Below are 12732 nucleotides of genomic sequence, written 5' to 3'. Positions count from 1 at the left end.
CAGCGGCGCCCGCCCGGCCGGCCCGTCAGCTCGTGACGGTGATGCGGAAGACCGGGTGGTCGGGGGCGATCCTGCGCAGCTCGTCCTCGGTGGAGTCGGGGCCCACGCCGTTGAAGAAAACGCCGACCTCGGCCTTCCAGCGCTTGAGGTAGGCGCGCAGGATCGGTGCCTTGTCGTCGTCGGCCACCTCGGTCGCGGTGAACACGTCCACCCGCTTGCCCAGCCGCAGCTCGCCGCCGCCGGCGGCGCGCATGTTGTGCGTCCACTGGACGTGACCGCGCGGGGCGACGAGGTACTGCGCGCCGTCCACCGTGAGCAGGTTCACCGGGGTGGTGCGCCACTGACCGCTCTTGCGGCCGCGCACGGCGAGCACCCGGGAGCCCCAGACGCTCAGGCCCCGGCGGGTGAACCACGCCACCGCACGGTTGAAGACGTGGACGGTGAACCAACCGGGCTTGCGGACGTGTGCGGACATGGCGGCCTCCAGGTGAAGTGAACGGTGCCCTCGCTGTGTGAGCACTGCTCTCGCTCGACATCAGTCTGGCGCGTTCGCGTCGCCGACGCAAGAGCAGTGCTCACAAAAGTGTGCACTGCTCTTTCTCGTGGCACACTGACAGGCATGAGCAGCGACATCACCCGTGGCGCCCGGGCCCGGGCCAGGACCGAGATCACCGCGGCCATCAAGGACGAGGCGCGCAGACAGCTCGCCGCCGATGGGGCCGCCAAGCTCTCGCTGCGGGCCGTCGCCCGCGCCCTCGGCATGGTCTCCTCCGCGCTCTACCGCTACTTCCCGAGCCGCGACGACCTGCTGACCGCGCTCATCATCGACGCCTACGACTCCCTCGGCGAGGCCGCCGAGTCCGCGGACGCGGCGCTCACCGGCGCCCCGCCCGCCCGCCGCTGGAGCGCCGTCTGCGAGGCCGTGCGCCGGTGGGCGCTGGCGCACCCGCACGAGTACGCCCTGATCTACGGCTCGCCGGTGCCCGGGTACAGCGCGCCGCAGACGACCGTGCCGCCGGCCGCCCGGGTGGGCCTGCTCTTCTTCGCGATCGTCGGCGACGCACACCGCGCCGGAGAGCTGAGCGCGCCCGAGCTGCCGCCGGTGCTGCGCCCGGAGGCCGAGCGGATGGCCGCCGACCTCGCCCCCGAGCTGCCGCCGGAGACGGTGAGTGCGCTGGTGGCGGCCTGGGCGCAGCTGTTCGGCCTGGTGAGCTTCGAGCTGTTCGGGCAGTTCAACCGGGTGGTGGAGGAGCGTGAGGAGTTCTTCCGGCACGCGGTGGCCCGGCTCGCGGAGGGGGTGGGACTGCCCCGCGGCTGACGGTCCCTTACCTCGGAGGTCATCGACCCCCGGGCGGCCCGCTGCGACGATCGGGGAGTCAGCAGCCCGAGGGAAGCGGAGGACGAGATGCCCGCGTATGTGATCGCCCGTCTGCAGGAGGCCGCTCCGCACCCGGAGATCGCCGAGTACATCGAGCGCATCGGCGCCACCTTCGCGCCGTACGGCGGGCGTTTCCTCGTCCACATGGCGCAGCACGAGGTGAAGGAGGGCAGCTGGCCGGGGCACGTGGTGATGATCGGGTTCCCCGGCCTCGCCGAGGCCCGTGCCTGGTGGGACTCGCCCGCCTACCAGGAGATCGCCCCTCTGCGCTCCCGCCACATCGAGGGCGACATCATCCTCGTCCCGGGCCTCCCTGAGGACTACGACCCGACGGCCACGGGGCGCGCGATGCGGGAGGCGATGGCGGAGCGGTAGGCCGGGTCCGGGCAGCCGGCGCCGCGCGCGACGCGGTCAAGGCACGCCGCCGCGGACGGGCGGCGGCGATCAGGGCAGGTGCCCGGTGCGTGGGGGCCGTCACTTCGCCGGCAGACCCGCCGCGAAGGCACGACCCCGCGCCACCCACTCCGCGAGCGTGTCGTCCTCGGTCACCGCGGGACCGGCGACCACCACCCAGCCGCGCATCGGCCGGCCCGTCATGTCGAAGAGGCGGGCCCCCGGACGGGCCAGCGCGGCGTCCGTGGCGTCCGGGCCGACCCGCACCATCAGGTCCTCACCGGTCACCCCGACCGCCATGTTGCCGTGCAGCAGGAAGGCCAGTCCGCCGAACATGCGCTTCTCGGCGATGTCCGGATCGTCGCCCAGCAGCGCCCGCACCCGCTCGGCCAGCCCCTCGTCGTAGGCCATCACACGCCTCCGTCCCGTTCCGTCAGCCGCTGTTCGAGGTCGCGCAGGTCCTTGGCGAGCAAGGCGCGGACCTGCCGGGCCAGCAGGGGCCCGGCGAGGCGCAGCAGTCCGCCCGGACCGCCGCGCACGCGGATCGAGGCCGGCGTGCCACCCGGATCGCGGGCAAAGGTGTACGTCACGTGCATCGGCATGGGCCCGGCCACGGAGACCATGTCCAGCAGCCGCGGTGGGTCGTACCCGGCCACGCGCAGCACATAGTCGATGCGCCGCCCGAGGAAGTACGCCGTGCGGGTCACCTCGGCGCCCCGGCCGAACCCGCCCGTCGCGGCCGCCCGCGTCAGCTCGGCGCGGCGGATCCCCTGCGTCCAGCGGCTGTCGTTGCGCCAGTCCATGGCGTACGCGGCCGCCCGCTCCGGCGGCACCGGGAGCGTGCGCCGCACCGTCACGTCGATCGTCATCCCGGCACCGCCTCGCCTCACCCTGCCGCCCGCCCCGTTTCCAGGATGGCCGCCCGGCGTGCCGTCCGCCGCCCGTCGGCGTACTTCCCGGGGAGTACGTGTGATCACCTCGCCCGGCTGACGCCGCCCGGCGCGCGGGACGTCTAGCGTGGCGGGCATGGAGCGAGAGCGTGGGCGCGGCGGCCCGCCGCGGTGGTGGCGGCAGGGACCGCCGTGGGCGGGCGACCGGGACGACGAGGAGCGCCGCGCCCACTGGCCCTGGCCCTCCACGCTGCTCGTCACCGCCTTCGTGCTGCTCGGCTCGCACTTCGCCGCCCACCAGCAGCACGGCGACCGCGTCCCGCTCGACACGTTCGCGCGCGTGCTGCTCGTCGTCGCGGGCGGGCTCCTGCTGTGGCGCAAGCGCCATCCCGCGGCGGTGGCCTTCGGCACCGCCGCCGCCACCCTGGTCTACCTGGGCGCCGGCTACCCCTACGGTCCGGTGTTCCTCACCGTGGCCGTGGCCTGCTTCAGCGCGATCCTGTCCGGCCACCGGTGGGCCGCCTGGGCGTCCGTCGGCCTGCTGTGGGCCGGGCACGTGCTGATCGCGCACTGGCTCTACCGGGGGCTGCCGCCGTCCGGCGACACGGCCGCCCCCTGGGGGCAGGAACTCGCCGTCGCCGCCTGGGTCGTGGCGGTCGCCGCCGTCGCCGAACTGGCCCGGGCCCGCCGCGAGCAGTGGGCGAGGGAGCGCGCCGAACGGGCGCGGGCCGCCCGGCGGCGCGCCGACGAGGAGCGGCTGCGCATCGCCCGCGAACTGCACGACGTCCTCGCCCACAGCATCTCCGTCATCAACGTGCAGGCCGGCGTCGGCCTCGCGCTGCTCGACACCGATCCCGAGCAGGCCCGGCAGGCCCTCACCACCATCAAGGCCCAGAGCAAGGAGGCGCTCGGCGAGGTGCGCCAGGTCCTCGACACCCTGCGCGCCCCCGGCGACGCGCCCCGCGCCCCCGCGCCCGGCCTGGACCGGCTGCCGGAACTGGTGGAGCAGGCCGCACGCACCGGCCTCACCGTCGACGTCGACGGCACGGCCCCGCCGCTCGCCCCGGGCACCGACCTCGCCGCGTTCCGCATCGTGCAGGAGGCACTCACCAACGTCGTACGGCACTCGCAGTCGCGGCACGCGCGCGTGCGGCTCGGCCACGACGGGCGGGCGCTGCGGCTGCGGATCGACGACGACGGGCCGGCCTCCGGCGCGGACGCGGGCGGCAGCGGCAACGGGCTGGCCGGGATGCGGGAGCGGGCGGCCGCGCTGGGTGGCACGATCGAGGCGGGTCCGCGCCCCGACGGAGGCTGGCGGGTGCTGGCCGAACTGCCGTTGAAGGTCAAGGAGGACCGGTGATCCGCGTAACGCTCGCCGACGACCAGTCGCTGGTCCGCGCGGGGTTCCGGGCGCTGCTCGACGCCCAGCCCGACATCGAGGTGGCCGGCGAGGCGGCCGACGGCGAGGAGGCGCTGCGCGTGGTCGGCGCGGTGCGGCCGGACGTGGTGCTGATGGACATCCGCATGCCGCTGCTGGACGGCCTCGCCGCCACCCGCCGCATCACCGGCGACGAGCGGCTGGCGGAGGTGAAGGTGGTCATGCTGACCACCTTCGAACTCGACGAGTACGTCTTCGAGGCGCTGCGCGCGGGCGCCTCGGGCTTCCTGGTCAAGGACACCGAGCCGGAGGAACTGCTGCGCGCCGTCCGCGCGGTGGTCGCCGGGGACGCCCTGCTCTCGCCGGGGGTGACACGCCGGCTGATCGCGGAGTTCGCGGCCCGTTCCAAGGAGCCCGCGGCCGCCGAGACCCTGGCCCGGCTCACCGAGCGGGAGCGCGAGGTGCTCGCCCTGGTCGGGCTCGGCCTGTCCAACGAGGAGATCGCCCGGCGGCTGGTGGTCAGCCCGCTCACCGCGAAGACCCACGTCAGCCGCACCATGGTCAAGCTCGGCGCCCGCGATCGGGCGCAACTCGTCGTCCTCGCCTACGAGTCGGGGCTGGTGCGGCCGGGCTGGCTGGGCTGAGGCCCCTGCCGGAAGTGCACCAGCACGCTGACGACGCGCGCGAGGAACAGCACCGGCGCGACGACCTCCCCGCCCTTGACCAGCAGCAGTTCGGCCGTCCGTCGCAGGTCGAACAGCAGCGCCGGACCGGCTATCGCGCCGAACACGACGGCCGCCGCGAACGCCGCGCTGCACAGCGCGTACCCGATCTCCACCGTGGCCGCGTCCTGCTCGGCCTTGGTGCGCCGTCCCCCGTAGTACTCCATGCGGTGAGTGAAACAGCCGGGTGTCCGGTGGGCAAGCAGCCCACCGGACACCCGGCCGCGGGGTCGTTCTCCCGGCGGCTGTGCCGTCCGGGGAGGTCTAGTCGCGGACGGGGACGCGTTCCGTCTCCACCTCCGGCACCGTGGACCGGGCGACCACCAGCGAGTGCCGCGGCCGGCGGGCGCGCAGTCCGGTCAGGCTGATCAGGAGCCCGGCCAGGGCGATGCCCGTGGCCACCAGGAAGCCGGGACGGTAGCTGTCCAGGACCGCCTGCGGGGTGGCGTGCGCCGGGGCGTTCGCGGTGACCACGGCCGTCACCACGGCGAGGAAGATGGCGCCGCCCACCTGCACCGAGGTGTTCAGCAGGCCCGACACCATGCCCTGCTCGTGGTCCTCGACCCCGTTGGTGGCCTGGATGTTGAGCGAGGGGAAGACCAGCGCGCACGCGGCGCCGATCAGCAGCATCGACGGCAGGACCGCCACCGCGTAGACCGGGTCCAGGTCGACGTTCAGGAACAGGGCGTAGCCGGCCACCATGAACGCGAAGCCCGCCGGGATGAGCCGGTGGGTGCCGAACCGGTCGACGATCGAGCCCACCTTGGTGGAGGACACCGCCACCAGCGCGCCGGCGGGCAGGAAGGCCAGCGCGGTGTGCAGCGCGGACCAGCCCAGCAGGGACTGCATGTACAGCGTGGTCAGGAACTGGAAGCCGACGTAGGAGCCGAAGAACGCGACCGCCCCGAGCTGGGCGCGCACCTGGTTGCCGGAGCGCAGCACCCCGAGCCGCACCAGCGGTCCGGCCGAGCGCCGCTCGACCAGCACGAACGCGGTCAGCAGGACGGCCACGGCGAGGAACGACAGCAGGGTGCGCGCGGAGGCCCAGCCGGCCTCGGGTGCCTGGACGACGGTGAAGACCAGCAGCAGCATCGAGGCGGTGCCGAGGACGGCGCCGGGGACGTCGTAGCCGTCGTGGTCCTTCTCCCGGGCGCTGCGCGGCAGCAGCTTCAGGCCGGCGACCAGGGCGATCAGGGCGATCGGCGCGGGCAGCAGCATGGTGAGGCGCCAGCTGGCCTCGGTCAGCAGCCCGGACAGCACCAGGCCCATGGAGAAGCCGGTGGCGGCGCAGGTGGTGTAGATGGACAGGGCGCGGTTGCGCAGCGGGCCCTCGGGGAACGTCGTGGTGATGATCGACAGGCCGGCCGGTGCGGTGAAGGCCGCGCTCAGGCCCTTGACGAAGCGGCTGGCGATCAGCAGGGGACCGGAGTCGACGAGGCCGCCCAGCAGCGAGGCGAGCGCGAACACGCCGAGCGCGACCAGGAACACCTGGCGCCGGCCCAGCAGGTCGGCGGTGCGTCCGCCGAGCAGGAGCAGACCGCCGTAGCCGAGGATGTAGCCGCTGACGACCCACTGCAGGGTCGAGGTGGACAGGTGCAGGTCGGCGCTGATGGACGGCAGGGCCACGCCGACCATCGACACGTCCAGCGCGTCGAGGAACATCGCGGCGCAGAGCACCAGCAGGGTGCCCCACAGCCGGGGGGTCCAGCGCACCGCCGCGGACGGGGACGCGGAGGGAGTGAGCGGAGAGGTCATGGCCGGAACTCTTCCATGCGCATGCATTCAATGCAAGCGCATTTAATTCTGATGCAATGAAAGTCGGTTCTCTGCTACGGTGCGGTCATGGCGGGGAAGAAGGCCGAGCAGGCGCTCGTGGACCAGTGGCGCGACATCCTCGCGCTGCATGCGCGCACCCAGTGCGAACTGGACCGCGCGCTCGGCGCGCACGGCCTGTGCGCCAGCGACTTCGAAGTGCTCGACGTCCTCGCCGCGGGCGCGGCCGCGGACGGCTCCTGCGCCTACCGCGTCCAGGAGATCGCCGACCGTGTCCACCTCAGCCAGAGCGCGCTGTCCCGGCTGATCGCGCGGCTGGAGAAGGACGGCCTGGTGGACCGCGCGCTGTGCGCGGAGGACCGGCGGGGCGTGCGCGTCGCCCTCACCGACAAGGGCCGCGCGCTGCACGGCGAGGTACGGCCGGTGCAGCGCGCGGTGCTGACACGGATGCTCGCGGACGGCTGACCGCCGCCGGTCAGACGATCCCCGAGGTCTCCCGCCACAGGGCGGCCAGCGAGGCGTCGCCCGTCACGGCCGGCACCGGAACCCGGTTCCACAGCCCGAGGTACAACTGCTCGGCCGGACCGGCCAGTTCGGCGTCCGCCGCCCCCGACTCGCCCGGTACGGCGACCGGCGGCCGTGCCGACAGCCGTACGGTCCACACCGCGTCGTCCACGTCCGTCGCCCGCACCCGCAGCACCCGCGGCTCCTCGGTGCGCACCCGGCTCTTCTCCCGGGCGTGAAACCCGCGCAGCAGCTCGTCGACGCCGTCCACCGCGAAGCCGGCGCCGATTGGCGTGGGCGCGCCGCCGCGGGCGCTCTCGGCGTCGTACCGGTGGATCGTCGTCTCGTGCGCCTGCCGCCGGGCCCAGAAGGTCAGCGGGGAGGCGACCGGCGCGGGCAGGAACGTCCAGGCCGGCGCGTCGGCCGGGGCCCCGGCCAGCGTGTCGGTCAGCCGCCGGTGGCTCTCCCGGTACCAGCCCAGCAGTTCCGCCCCGTCCAGCTCCGGCTCGTCGTCGATGGGCCGCGGCCCGGTGATGCCCTCGGCGACGAACCGCGCCGCCCAGCGGTGCACGGCCCCCGTGTGCCGCAGCAGGTCCCGTATCTGCCAGTCCGGGCAGGTCGGCACCTTCGCCTCCGTGCCCGCCGTCTGTGCGGCGTCGGCCAGCAGGGCGCCCTCCCGGCGCAGGATGTCCACGAACTCGGCTGTTTCCATGGCAGGAGTGTGCCGGACGGAACGCCCAGGGAGGAGGGGCCGCCCGGTCCTCGGACAACCGGAGCGGCCCGGTCGGCGGGGGAGCCGGGGTGCGCGGCCACCCATGGCCGTGTCCCGCGCGCGGTTCAGTGCGGCTCGCCCGGATACGTGCCGAAGCTCCACAGGTTGCCCTCCGGGTCGCGGGCGGCGAAGTCGCGGGAGCCGTAGTCCGTGACGTGCAGCTCCGAGGTGATCTCGGCGCCGGCCGCCTTGGCCCGCGCGTACACGGCGTCCGGGTCGGCCGTGACGACGTACGCGCCGAAACCGCCCGGCTCGAAACGCCACGCGTCCTGTTTGGCGTCGGGGCGCAGCGAGCCCAGCATCACGCCGCCGCCCTCCGGCCAGGCCAGCTCCGCGTGCCGGACCAGGTCGCCGTCGGTGTACACGGCGGTCTCCTCGAAGCCGAAGGCGTCCACCAGGAAGCGGATGAGGGCGCGGGCGTCCCGGGCGCGCAGCGTCGGCCAGACCTGCGGCGCGGGCGGGCGCGGCGCGCCGGCCGGGGCGGTCGTGGTCTGCGGGTCGGTGCTCATGGCGGTGGTTCCCTTCCGTCCTGATCGGGTGGTGACACCGCCCAGGATCAGCCGGGCGGCAGGTGGCCGGCTTGGATGTTTCGGAACTCGCGGGCCAGCCACACGCTCGGCGCACAGGAGGCCAGGGCGGTGAACTCGCGGTCCAGATGGGACTGGTCCGCGTACCCCAGGTCGGCGGCCAGGCCCGCGAGGTCCGGCCGGTGCGGGCGGGCCGCGATCCGGCGCCGGGCCCGGTCGAAGCGGACCACCCGCGCCGCCGCCTTCGGCGTCAGACCGATCTCCTGCCGGAAGCGGTTGCGCAGATGCCGGTCGCTCCAGCCGACCTCGGCGGCGAGCGCGTCGATCCGCACCCGGCCGCCGTCCGCGAGCAGCCGCCGCCACGCCCGTACGATCTCGGGCGCGAGCGCGACGCGGTCCGCGTGCCGGGCCAGGCGGTGCAGCAGCCAGGCGTCCACGACGCCGAAGCGGGACGGCCAGTCGGGGGCCGTGCGCAGCCGCTCGTGCACGGCGGTGACCTCCGCCCCGAGCACGTCGTCGGCGTGGACGTCGACGCCGGCCAGTTCGCCCGCCGGCAGGCCGAGCAGCAGCCGGGCCCCGAGGGGACTGAGCGCGACCTGGATGCCGGACTGGCGTCCGGGCACGTCGATGTGCGCGGGCGCCAGGTGCAGTCCGCCCAGCAGCGTCGCGTAGTCTCCGCCGGCCGCGTGCGGATCCGGGTGCGCGGCGATGCTGAGCGGCTCGTCGAGGGTGAGGATCAGCGTCAGCCACGGGGACGGCAACCCGAGGTGCCGGCCGTGCGCGACGCCGCGCTGCCGGTAGCCGGAGTACCAGCCCACCAGGGAGTGCAGGGGTGGTGCGGGGGCCGCGTGCAGGGCCTCGTCGACGGGGTCCGGGGTGTCGGGCACCATGGGCCCATTGTCGCCCGGGCGCCCCCCGCGGGCCGGTCGGTCAGCGGGAGACCGGCGTGACGGTGAAGACGTTCGAGCAGACGCTGAGCGAGGCGGGGACCAGCAGGCTCTGGCGGGAGCCGGGCGGGTAGATCTGCAGATATGTGCCGGCCCTGCGGCACGGGCCGCCGATCGGGCCGTTGGTGGTGTGCAGGACCGCGGTGGCGGTCTGCGCCGGGCGCAGTGTCACCGTGGAGAACGACTGCCCGGTGCGCGTCGCGGCCGGGCCGATCCGGTGGTGGGCGACGTCCAGCACGCTCACACCGGGGTAGCCGCGCAGCGCGCAGGACCCGGTGCCGGTGTTGGTGAAGCGGACGGGCCAGTACAGCTGCCCGGCGCCGTGGTCCTGGCGCCCCATGGACAGGTACAGGTTGCCTGCCGCGCACGTGGGCACCGCGGCACTGGCCGGGGCGGCCAGGACGGCCCCGGCGGCCGCACCGCCGGCGACGACGACGGCCGCGAGACCGACGGCGGCCAGCTTGCGAGGGAGAGAAAGGGAGAGCGACATGGCACGACACCTCCATGCCTGTGTGTCGACTGCCGCGTAAGGAGTATCCACTCCTGAAGACACGTGGGACCCCCGCCCGGTTGCACACGATTTCGGCCACTTCCGGCCTTCGGTGGACATCCCCGCCCCGCCGGGGTCCGTACGGCGCCGCGCTCACCCCGAAGCGGCTCGCTCCCGCCCGCCACCACCGCTCTCCCGCAAGCCGCCCCCGGTGCCCTCCCGCCCGCCGCCCCCGGTGCTCTCGCGCACGACGAGCCGGTGCCCCACGACGTCGTGCCGCGGCGGTGCCGTCTCCGGGGCGTCCACCCGGTGCAGGAGCAGCGACACCGCCGAGCGGGCGATCGCCTCCTTGTCCGGCGCCACGGTCGTCAGGCTCGGCACGCTGAAGCGGGAGGCGTCGATGTCGTCGAAGCCGACCACGTCCAGCTCGCCGGGCACGCGGCGGCCGCGTTCGTGCAGCGCCCGCAACGCGCCCAGGGCGAGGTGGTCGTTGAGGCAGAGCAGGGCATCGGGCGGGGGGTCGCGCTCCAGGAGGGCGGCCGCCGCACGGGCGCCGTCCTGCCAGAGGAAGGCCTCCACCGGCACCACCAGGCCCGCGTCGAAGGGCACCCCGGCCGCCGCGAGCGCCGCCCGGTAGCCGTCGGTGCGCAGCCGCCCGGTGCCCTGCGGACCGTCCGTCGAACCGCCGACGACGGCGATCCGGCGCCGGCCGCGTGCCAGCAGATGGGCGGTGGCCTCGCGGGCCGCCCGGACGTTGTCGATGCCGACGTGGTCGGTGCCGCCCTCGGCGGGGCGCTCCCCGAGCAGTACCACCGGCAGCCGCCGGTCCCGGCCGGCGAGATCACGGGGGAGCAGGGACAGCGGGCTGAGGATCACGCCGTCCGAGAAGTGCGCGTCGAAGCCGCGCAGCGCCGCCAGCTCCCGCTCCCGCACGCCCCCGGTCTGGTGCAGCAGCACCGTCTGCCCGCGCCGGTCGGCCTCGGCCGTCACATGCTTGGCCAGCTCGGCGAAGTACGCCACGTCCAGCTCGGGCACGGCGAGGGTGATCATGCCGGTGCGGCCCCGGCGCAGCTGCCGCCCGGCGAGGTTGACGCGGTAGCCCAGCGCCTCGATCGCCTCCTGGACGGCGGTGCGGGTGTGGTCCGACACGTGCTCGAAGTTGTTGATCACATTGGAGACCGTCTTGGGGGAGACGCCCGCGTACTCCGCCACGTCCTTGATCCTCGGTCTGGCCGCCACGCCGCCCCCTCCCCTCCGCTGCCGCGATCGTACCGAGCGGACGGCCGCGGCAAGCGGCTCCTTCCGCCCGGGCGGGACGCGGCGCAGGCCGTCAGCCAGCCGGGCGTTCCGCTGTGACCAGCCAGGACGTGCTGCGCAACCGGACCGTGCCGTCCGCCGTCTCGTGGTCGCGCAGCCGGTCGGTGAGGGTGGCGCGGGCGCGTGCCGGGGCGGTCGGGTCGGCCTGCGCGAGCAGGTGGCGGCCGGGGCCGCTGCCCAGCAGGAAGTCCGCCGCGTCCTGCGCGCTCTCGCCCCACATGCCGTATGCCTCGACCTGCCGGACGGCGATCGCCGTGAAGCCGGCCGCGGTGAGGATCTCGCGCACGCGGTCCGGGGCGGCCAGCGAGAACATGCCGGGCAGCCCGGGTTTCCCCAGGTCGCCGACCGGCAGGATGCCGCTGAGCGCCTGCATCGCCGCCACCCAGTCGTTGAGGGCGGGGTCGGCCGGGCAGACGAACGCGAGCCACCCGCCGGGGCGCAGCGCCCGGCCCACGTTGCCGAAGGCGGCCACCGGGTCGGCGTAGAACATCACGCCGTAACGGCTGATCGCCGCGTCGAAGGAACCCGCCGGGAAGGGGTGGACCTGCGCGTCTCCCTGGGTGAAGGAGACGTTCCCGATGCCCTCGCGCGCGGCGCGCTCGCGGGCGGCGGCGAGCATCGGCCCGGACAGGTCGAGGCCCTCCGCGTGGCCGTGCGGTGCCCGCAGCGCGGCGCGCCGCGTGGTCTGCCCCGAGCCGCAGCCGAGGTCGAGGACCCGGTGGGCGGCGGTGATCCCGGCGGCGTCGAGGAGCGGCTCGTCGAAGCCCTCGTTCACGGCGTTCCAGCGGTCCTGGTGCCGGGCCCAGTGGTCGCCCTCCGGGCCGTTCCAGGCCTGTTCCTGCTCGGTGTTGACGACGTCCGGCATGGTTCCTCCCGCGGTCGAGGACGGAGAATGGGCGTATGCCCAAACAGTATGGGCATACGCCCAGACTCGCAATCCCGTACTACGATCCGAGGAGTTGTGCCCCCTGGGGCGGTCGCTGCGGAACGGAAGAGGAGCCCATGTCACCGCGGGGAGTGGCGACGCCGGACGTGCGCGAGCGACTGTTCGCCGCGGCGGAGCGCGTCGTGGAGAGGGACGGGCCCGGCGCGCTCACCAGCCGGGCGGTCACCACCGAGGCGGGCTGCGCCAAGGGGCTGCTGCACGCGCACTTCGCTGGGCTGGACGAGTTCGTGGCCGAGCTGTGCCTCGACCGGTTCGCGCGCACGGCCGAGCGGGCGCGGGCCCTGGCCGGGCGGGCCGGCGAGGGCACCGTGGCGGGCAACCTCACCGCCGTCGCCCTCGCCCTGTTCGACTCCGGCGGCCCCGCCATCTCCGGCCTGGCCGTGACCCGCCCGGCCGCCGCGCTGCGCATCCGGCAGGCCCTGGAGGGCGGAGCGCCGGGCTTCACCGCGATCCAGGAGGCCGTCACCGGCTATCTGGAGGCGGAACGGGAGCTCGGCCGCCTCCCGGACACCCTCGAAGCGGACACCACGGCCCTCGCCGTCGTCGGCACCGCCCACCACCTGCTCATGACCAGCTGGCCGGGCGCCCCCGACCCGCGGGCACCCATGGAACGGCTGGTCGCCGCGCTGGTGGGGGCGTAGAGGGCCTCCTTGGTGCGTGGTCGGGCCGAGCCGGGGTCCCGGGGCGCTCGGGCG

General features: G+C 74.8%; 17 protein-coding genes. 6 read left to right on the top strand and 11 right to left on the bottom strand.

Features of this window, described 5'->3' with window-relative positions:
• Positions 1 to 25: 25 nt before the first annotated feature.
• Positions 26 to 475 carry a nitroreductase family deazaflavin-dependent oxidoreductase gene (locus ACF1AL_RS04810; protein WP_366840420.1) on the bottom strand — a complete coding sequence of 150 codons (450 nt, stop codon included), beginning with the start codon at positions 473 to 475 and terminating at the stop codon, positions 26 to 28.
• Between the two features lie 144 nt (positions 476 to 619).
• On the opposite strand from ACF1AL_RS04810, the gene ACF1AL_RS04805 reads away from it, so the two are divergent.
• Together ACF1AL_RS04805 and ACF1AL_RS04800 are read left to right on the top strand one after the other, a co-directional pair.
• Positions 620 to 1318, top strand: a complete 699-nt coding sequence (locus tag ACF1AL_RS04805) for a TetR/AcrR family transcriptional regulator (RefSeq protein ID WP_391778955.1) — start codon at positions 620 to 622, stop codon at positions 1316 to 1318.
• An 87-nt stretch (positions 1319 to 1405) separates the two neighbouring features.
• On the top strand, positions 1406 to 1753 hold the full coding sequence (locus ACF1AL_RS04800; protein ID WP_366840418.1) for a DUF1330 domain-containing protein: 348 nt from the start codon (positions 1406 to 1408) through the stop codon (positions 1751 to 1753).
• Between the two features lie 99 nt (positions 1754 to 1852).
• Here ACF1AL_RS04800 and ACF1AL_RS04795 read toward each other — a convergent pair whose 3' ends face one another.
• Both ACF1AL_RS04795 and ACF1AL_RS04790 read right to left on the bottom strand, forming a co-directional pair.
• Positions 1853 to 2182 (bottom strand): TfoX/Sxy family protein, encoded by a 330-nt coding sequence (locus tag ACF1AL_RS04795; RefSeq protein ID WP_391659154.1) that lies wholly within the window; start codon positions 2180 to 2182, stop codon positions 1853 to 1855.
• Positions 2182 to 2640 carry an SRPBCC family protein gene (locus ACF1AL_RS04790; RefSeq protein WP_391778954.1) on the bottom strand — a complete coding sequence of 153 codons (459 nt, stop codon included), beginning with the start codon at positions 2638 to 2640 and terminating at the stop codon, positions 2182 to 2184. The genes ACF1AL_RS04795 and ACF1AL_RS04790 overlap by 1 nt, the downstream gene beginning before the upstream one ends.
• 157 nt (positions 2641 to 2797) lie before the next feature.
• On the opposite strand from ACF1AL_RS04790, the gene ACF1AL_RS04785 reads away from it, so the two are divergent.
• Together ACF1AL_RS04785 and ACF1AL_RS04780 are read left to right on the top strand one after the other, a co-directional pair.
• Entirely contained in the window at positions 2798 to 4021 is a 1224-nt protein-coding gene (locus ACF1AL_RS04785; RefSeq protein ID WP_366840415.1) for a sensor histidine kinase, read from the top strand.
• On the top strand, positions 4018 to 4683 hold the full coding sequence (locus ACF1AL_RS04780; protein WP_366840414.1) for a response regulator transcription factor: 666 nt from the start codon (positions 4018 to 4020) through the stop codon (positions 4681 to 4683). Before ACF1AL_RS04785 ends, ACF1AL_RS04780 begins: the two co-directional genes overlap by 4 nt.
• Here the strand turns inward: ACF1AL_RS04780 and ACF1AL_RS04775 are convergent.
• The gene (locus tag ACF1AL_RS04775) at positions 4644 to 4928 is read right to left on the bottom strand and encodes a DUF6332 family protein (protein WP_391778953.1); all 285 of its coding nucleotides are present in this window, start codon (positions 4926 to 4928) and stop codon (positions 4644 to 4646) included. The two genes, ACF1AL_RS04780 and ACF1AL_RS04775, sit on opposite strands and share 40 nt — an antisense overlap.
• Positions 4929 to 5025: 97 nt before the next feature.
• Positions 5026 to 6516 (bottom strand): MFS transporter, encoded by a 1491-nt coding sequence (locus tag ACF1AL_RS04770; RefSeq protein ID WP_391778952.1) that lies wholly within the window; start codon positions 6514 to 6516, stop codon positions 5026 to 5028.
• An 87-nt stretch (positions 6517 to 6603) separates the two neighbouring features.
• On the opposite strand from ACF1AL_RS04770, the gene ACF1AL_RS04765 reads away from it, so the two are divergent.
• Positions 6604 to 6999, top strand: a complete 396-nt coding sequence (locus ACF1AL_RS04765) for a MarR family transcriptional regulator (protein WP_366840411.1) — start codon at positions 6604 to 6606, stop codon at positions 6997 to 6999.
• 10 nt (positions 7000 to 7009) lie between these two features.
• Here ACF1AL_RS04765 and ACF1AL_RS04760 read toward each other — a convergent pair whose 3' ends face one another.
• From ACF1AL_RS04760 to ACF1AL_RS04735, 6 genes are all read right to left on the bottom strand, one after another.
• A complete protein-coding gene (locus tag ACF1AL_RS04760) occupies positions 7010 to 7750 on the bottom strand; it encodes a maleylpyruvate isomerase family mycothiol-dependent enzyme (protein WP_386421126.1) in 741 nt (246 codons plus the stop codon).
• 125 nt (positions 7751 to 7875) lie between these two features.
• Positions 7876 to 8319, bottom strand: a complete 444-nt coding sequence (locus tag ACF1AL_RS04755) for a VOC family protein (RefSeq protein ID WP_391778951.1) — start codon at positions 8317 to 8319, stop codon at positions 7876 to 7878.
• Positions 8320 to 8366: 47 nt separating this feature from the next.
• Positions 8367 to 9227, bottom strand: a complete 861-nt coding sequence (locus tag ACF1AL_RS04750; RefSeq protein WP_391778950.1) for a helix-turn-helix domain-containing protein — start codon at positions 9225 to 9227, stop codon at positions 8367 to 8369.
• A 40-nt stretch (positions 9228 to 9267) separates the two neighbouring features.
• Positions 9268 to 9774, bottom strand: a complete 507-nt coding sequence (locus ACF1AL_RS04745) for a DUF4232 domain-containing protein (protein WP_391778949.1) — start codon at positions 9772 to 9774, stop codon at positions 9268 to 9270.
• 153 nt (positions 9775 to 9927) lie between these two features.
• Positions 9928 to 11013: a LacI family DNA-binding transcriptional regulator gene (locus tag ACF1AL_RS04740; protein WP_391778948.1), complete on the bottom strand. Its 1086-nt coding sequence runs from the start codon at positions 11011 to 11013 to the stop codon at positions 9928 to 9930.
• 91 nt (positions 11014 to 11104) lie between these two features.
• Positions 11105 to 11956 carry a class I SAM-dependent methyltransferase gene (locus tag ACF1AL_RS04735; RefSeq protein WP_391778947.1) on the bottom strand — a complete coding sequence of 284 codons (852 nt, stop codon included), beginning with the start codon at positions 11954 to 11956 and terminating at the stop codon, positions 11105 to 11107.
• Between the two features lie 137 nt (positions 11957 to 12093).
• On the opposite strand from ACF1AL_RS04735, the gene ACF1AL_RS04730 reads away from it, so the two are divergent.
• A complete protein-coding gene (locus tag ACF1AL_RS04730; protein ID WP_391778946.1) occupies positions 12094 to 12678 on the top strand; it encodes a TetR family transcriptional regulator in 585 nt (194 codons plus the stop codon).
• Positions 12679 to 12732 lie beyond the last annotated feature (54 nt).

Source organism: Streptomyces sp. NPDC014801, assembly GCF_043082085.1.
In the GTDB taxonomy this organism is placed as follows: Bacteria; Actinomycetota; Actinomycetes; order Streptomycetales; family Streptomycetaceae; genus Streptomyces.
Note: the sequence above shows the minus strand (reverse complement) of the source record. Positions and strands in the feature narration are given on the sequence as shown.

What these genes read in the sequence shown, in the direction of transcription:
- ACF1AL_RS04770 (WP_391778952.1), bottom strand. Translation starts at nt 6,516, where the DNA reads ATGACCTCTCCGCTCACTCCCTCCGCGTCCCCGTCCGCGGCGGTGCGC.
- ACF1AL_RS04730 (WP_391778946.1), top strand. Translation starts at nt 12,094, where the DNA reads ATGTCACCGCGGGGAGTGGCGACGCCGGACGTGCGCGAGCGACTGTTC.
- ACF1AL_RS04800 (WP_366840418.1), top strand. Translation starts at nt 1,406, where the DNA reads ATGCCCGCGTATGTGATCGCCCGTCTGCAGGAGGCCGCTCCGCACCCG.
- ACF1AL_RS04765 (WP_366840411.1), top strand. Translation starts at nt 6,604, where the DNA reads ATGGCGGGGAAGAAGGCCGAGCAGGCGCTCGTGGACCAGTGGCGCGAC.
- ACF1AL_RS04750 (WP_391778950.1), bottom strand. Translation starts at nt 9,227, where the DNA reads ATGGTGCCCGACACCCCGGACCCCGTCGACGAGGCCCTGCACGCGGCC.
- ACF1AL_RS04790 (WP_391778954.1), bottom strand. Translation starts at nt 2,640, where the DNA reads ATGACGATCGACGTGACGGTGCGGCGCACGCTCCCGGTGCCGCCGGAG.
- ACF1AL_RS04785 (WP_366840415.1), top strand. Translation starts at nt 2,798, where the DNA reads ATGGAGCGAGAGCGTGGGCGCGGCGGCCCGCCGCGGTGGTGGCGGCAG.
- ACF1AL_RS04795 (WP_391659154.1), bottom strand. Translation starts at nt 2,182, where the DNA reads ATGGCCTACGACGAGGGGCTGGCCGAGCGGGTGCGGGCGCTGCTGGGC.
- ACF1AL_RS04805 (WP_391778955.1), top strand. Translation starts at nt 620, where the DNA reads ATGAGCAGCGACATCACCCGTGGCGCCCGGGCCCGGGCCAGGACCGAG.
- ACF1AL_RS04760 (WP_386421126.1), bottom strand. Translation starts at nt 7,750, where the DNA reads ATGGAAACAGCCGAGTTCGTGGACATCCTGCGCCGGGAGGGCGCCCTG.
- ACF1AL_RS04755 (WP_391778951.1), bottom strand. Translation starts at nt 8,319, where the DNA reads ATGAGCACCGACCCGCAGACCACGACCGCCCCGGCCGGCGCGCCGCGC.
- ACF1AL_RS04810 (WP_366840420.1), bottom strand. Translation starts at nt 475, where the DNA reads ATGTCCGCACACGTCCGCAAGCCCGGTTGGTTCACCGTCCACGTCTTC.
- ACF1AL_RS04735 (WP_391778947.1), bottom strand. Translation starts at nt 11,956, where the DNA reads ATGCCGGACGTCGTCAACACCGAGCAGGAACAGGCCTGGAACGGCCCG.
- ACF1AL_RS04775 (WP_391778953.1), bottom strand. Translation starts at nt 4,928, where the DNA reads ATGGAGTACTACGGGGGACGGCGCACCAAGGCCGAGCAGGACGCGGCC.
- ACF1AL_RS04745 (WP_391778949.1), bottom strand. Translation starts at nt 9,774, where the DNA reads ATGTCGCTCTCCCTTTCTCTCCCTCGCAAGCTGGCCGCCGTCGGTCTC.